Here is a 3,486-nt window from a genome sequence, read left to right on the forward strand (position 1 = left end):
ACCCTTTGAGCTACCTCTAAACCACCGCGACAGGGTAAAATGCCTGACAAAAATGTCAGATATTTTATTTTTCGGGGTAGCCTACTCTTTGTGATACGTGTGGTATACTGAATTATACTGAATACGGTTACGAAGAAGGGGGAAACGCCAGCGATATGTTTTCCCTAAGAAAGCGAAAGAAGGTTATTAAGGCAGTATTCTGGGTGCTCACCATCGCTCTTGGGATGGGTTTGATTGGTTCCTCAGTGATCTGGACGGCTCCTGATAAAGTAGTTAAGGAAACGACGGCACCGCAGGAAACCGTCGACGCGCAGATTGCGAAAGCTGCTGCCCGGAAAGACGCAGCTGCCTTGCTATCCATAGGGGGGCAGTGTCAGGCGCAGAATGATACCCGGCACGCCACCGCTGCTTACCAACGGGTTCTCGATTTGGCACCAGATAATACGGCGGCTCGCCTGAGCTTAGTTGAGCTTTACTTTATGAATAACGAGTATGACCAGGCGCTTGCGCAGGCAGAGGCTATCCTTAAAAAGAACCCGGACCACCAGAAAGCTCTTTACTACCGGGGTCTGATTCGTGGCTTCGGGGAGAAGGATTATGCCGGTGCTATAGCCGATTTAAAGCGGTTTATTGGGCTCGCCAAGTCCGGGCAAGAGGTGGAAGAGGCGAAAGACCTAATCAAGGAATGGGCAACGAAACGATAAGTGGTTGCTCTGTACGAGTTTAACGTTATGCAAAATTACCACTATGAATAACCGAACGGGCTACTTATTTGATTTTATGCAATTTATTCGGTTTATTCGGTTAAGAGCACCAGTAAAACTTAGCTGCTGGGCTTTTCTTTTTCTATTTTCCTGCTTCTTACAGACTTCCTTTTTCGCTAAGATGTGTAATGGGAATTTCTGAGAGAAATTAACAGATATCTTATCTACGTGCAGCATTTGGGGTTCTGCCGCTTGGAAGGAAAGTATGCAGTTATCCTTTACCCGCGGGGAGAAGGAGTTGCGGCACGAATTGTTCTTAAAGGCTGCCGAAGAATATATCTCCCAGGTGGCCCGCGAGTTCGGGTTTACACTAAAAGGCCGGGTACCCGTTGTTAGCTACAGGAACCAAGAAGAATTGAACCGTCCTTTTGGCTGGCCGGCTGACGAAAGAACAATGGGTGTATATTGGGCGGGAACGATCCGTATTTTAAGCCCGCGCGCTTGGATTTCGGCGCCGGACGAGGGTTACCGTGAGAAGGTCTTCCTTAGCAGCGGCCCTATAGCGCACGAGATGGTGCACCTGGTGGTTGATTATCAGACGCGGGGTAACTGCCCGCGGTGGCTAACAGAGGGGTTGGCGCAGGAGATTGAGCGGCGCCTGACCGGTTTTCTCTTTGAACCGCCGTCACAGGTTTCGAAATGGTACTCTTTCTCTAGTTTGGAAGATTTTGATGCCTTGCCGGATCAGCGTCTGGCTTACTACCAGTCGTTCCTGATGGTCCGGTACCTGTTGCGGGATGGCGGGACGGGGAAGCTACGCGAGTTGCTTGCGGATCTGGGGCAAGGCGCCTCTTTCAAGCGGGCCTTCTGCCGCGTAATGGGTTTTGACCTGCACGAGTTTGAGAAAGAATTTTTGCAGAATAGCGAATGGGGGATGCTGGTTGGACCAGAAGATCATTGTCCGTGGCGGCCGGCAGCTTAAAGGCCGGGTCCGGGTAAATGGAGCCAAAAATGCGGCTCTGGCGATTCTCTGCGGTGCTACCCTCGCCGGAGAGAATGTGGTTCTCGATAACGTTCCGAACATTACCGACGTCCAGCATATCATCCAGGTGCTCTCTTTTCTCGGCGCTCGCATAGTATGGTGGCGCGAAGACGCTGTCTCCATTAGCGTCCCTTCACTAACAGTACGTGAAGCCCCCTACGACTTGGTAAAAAAGCTGCGGGCCTCAAATTTGCTTCTGGGGCCGCTCCTCGCCCGGTGTGGCGAAGTCAGGATACCGCTGCCCGGGGGGTGCAATATCGGCGCCCGACCAATGGATCTACATTTTAAAGGGCTCAGCGCCCTTGGGGCGGACTTAAGTTTGGAAAAAGGGTATATCTGCGCCAAAGCGAAGCGACTGCGGGGAGCGCAGATTTATCTCGACTTTCCGAGCGTTGGGGCTACAGAAAACATTATGATGGCGGCCTGCCTGGCCGAAGGACAAACTTTGATTCAGAATGCAGCGAAAGAGCCTGAGGTGGTTGACCTCGCGAACTTCTTGAATAGCCTTGGGGCGCGGATTTTCGGCGCGGGAACGGACGTAATTCGGATCGAAGGGGTAAAGGAGTTGGGCAGACCGGTCCATTATAGCGTAATCCCGGACCGGATCGAAGCGGGCACGCTCATGGTGGCAGCGGTAGCTACGCGGGGCGAGGTCGAAATCGAGGGGGTTATTCCACGGCATATTCAGCCCCTCACGGCAAAACTCCGGGAGATGGGTGCGGAGATTGTAGAGGGTGAGGACGTTTTTTATGTAAAAGCGCCCGACGAACTCCGCCCGGTGAACGTAAAGACGATGCCTTATCCGGGTTTTCCTACCGATATGCAATCCCAGGTGATGGCCTTACTGAGCACGGTTCCCGGAACCAGCCTAATCGTGGAGAATATCTACGAGAACCGCTTCCAGGTGGCGCAAGAGTTGCGCCGGATGGGGGCCCAAATCAAGGTTGAGGGCCGGGTGGCAGTTGTCGAAGGCGTGCCGCGTCTCTACGGGGCGCAAGTCCGCGCTACAGATCTACGGGCCGGTGCGGCGCTCGTAATAGCAGGACTCATGGCGGAGGGAGAGACAGAAGTGGTTGGGGCGGAGCTTATTTACCGGGGGTATAAGGATTTTGAGAAGCGATTGGCGCGGTTAGGAGCGGACCTTGCGGCGATAAACGAAGCGGAACAATTTTTTGCCCTAGAAGAAAAAAAGTGACCCTGGGAGAAGGAATATCCCGACATACCGCGAATAGGAAAATGGTTAGTCTTGCTGTTCCTCGGGAGCGGGAGGGGGTGAAAGTGAGCGCAGCCAGTACCTTGAGGAGAAACGGGTCCCGTAGGTTCTCTTTGGTAACCGGAGCGATCTCTGTTAAGCTCCTAACCTGTCTGGCTGCTTTGTCGGTGGGTAACCGGGAGGTAAAATTTTTTCGCGGCGGGTGGATTAGAGAAAATACAAAACTTACTACAGACAGGAGGTAAAAACGTTATGTTCGTGATTATACGCGACGAAGAAAAGTGCGAAGGGTGCGGCGAGTGTGTCGAGGCTTGTCCGGCAGGGATCCTCGAGTTAGTAGACGGTAAGGTAAGAATCACCGACGAGACGGCGTGCCTCGGCTGTGAAACTTGCGTTACCGTTTGTCCGACTGGTGCTGTTACCATTCGGGAGGTTTAAGGCCGCCTCTTCTTTCCCGGCCTGTAGTCTAAACAAAGACTCACGGTAAAATGTCACCAGGAGATTTCAAAAAGTTTAAGTTTTCAAGC

The 3,486-nt window shown here is 52.6% G+C and carries 4 protein-coding genes; all 4 read left to right on the top strand.

Annotated features, from left to right (window positions below):
* The first annotated feature begins 155 nt into the window (after positions 1–155).
* The 4 genes from ACUVTA_RS09020 (at position 156) to ACUVTA_RS09035 (ending at position 3,397) form a co-directional block, all read left to right on the top strand.
* Entirely contained in the window at positions 156–704 is a 549-nt protein-coding gene (locus tag ACUVTA_RS09020; protein ID WP_445952607.1) for a tetratricopeptide repeat protein, read from the top strand.
* A 298-nt stretch (positions 705–1,002) separates the two neighbouring features.
* A complete protein-coding gene (locus tag ACUVTA_RS09025; protein ID WP_445952608.1) occupies positions 1,003–1,686 on the top strand; it encodes a peptidase MA family metallohydrolase in 684 nt (227 codons plus the stop codon).
* A complete protein-coding gene (gene murA / locus ACUVTA_RS09030; RefSeq protein WP_445952609.1) occupies positions 1,646–2,941 on the top strand; it encodes a UDP-N-acetylglucosamine 1-carboxyvinyltransferase in 1,296 nt (431 codons plus the stop codon). The genes ACUVTA_RS09025 and murA overlap by 41 nt, the downstream gene beginning before the upstream one ends.
* 270 nt (positions 2,942–3,211) lie before the next feature.
* Entirely contained in the window at positions 3,212–3,397 is a 186-nt protein-coding gene (locus ACUVTA_RS09035; RefSeq protein ID WP_445952610.1) for a 4Fe-4S binding protein, read from the top strand.
* Positions 3,398–3,486 lie beyond the last annotated feature (89 nt).

Source organism: Thermodesulfitimonas sp. (assembly GCF_052743955.1).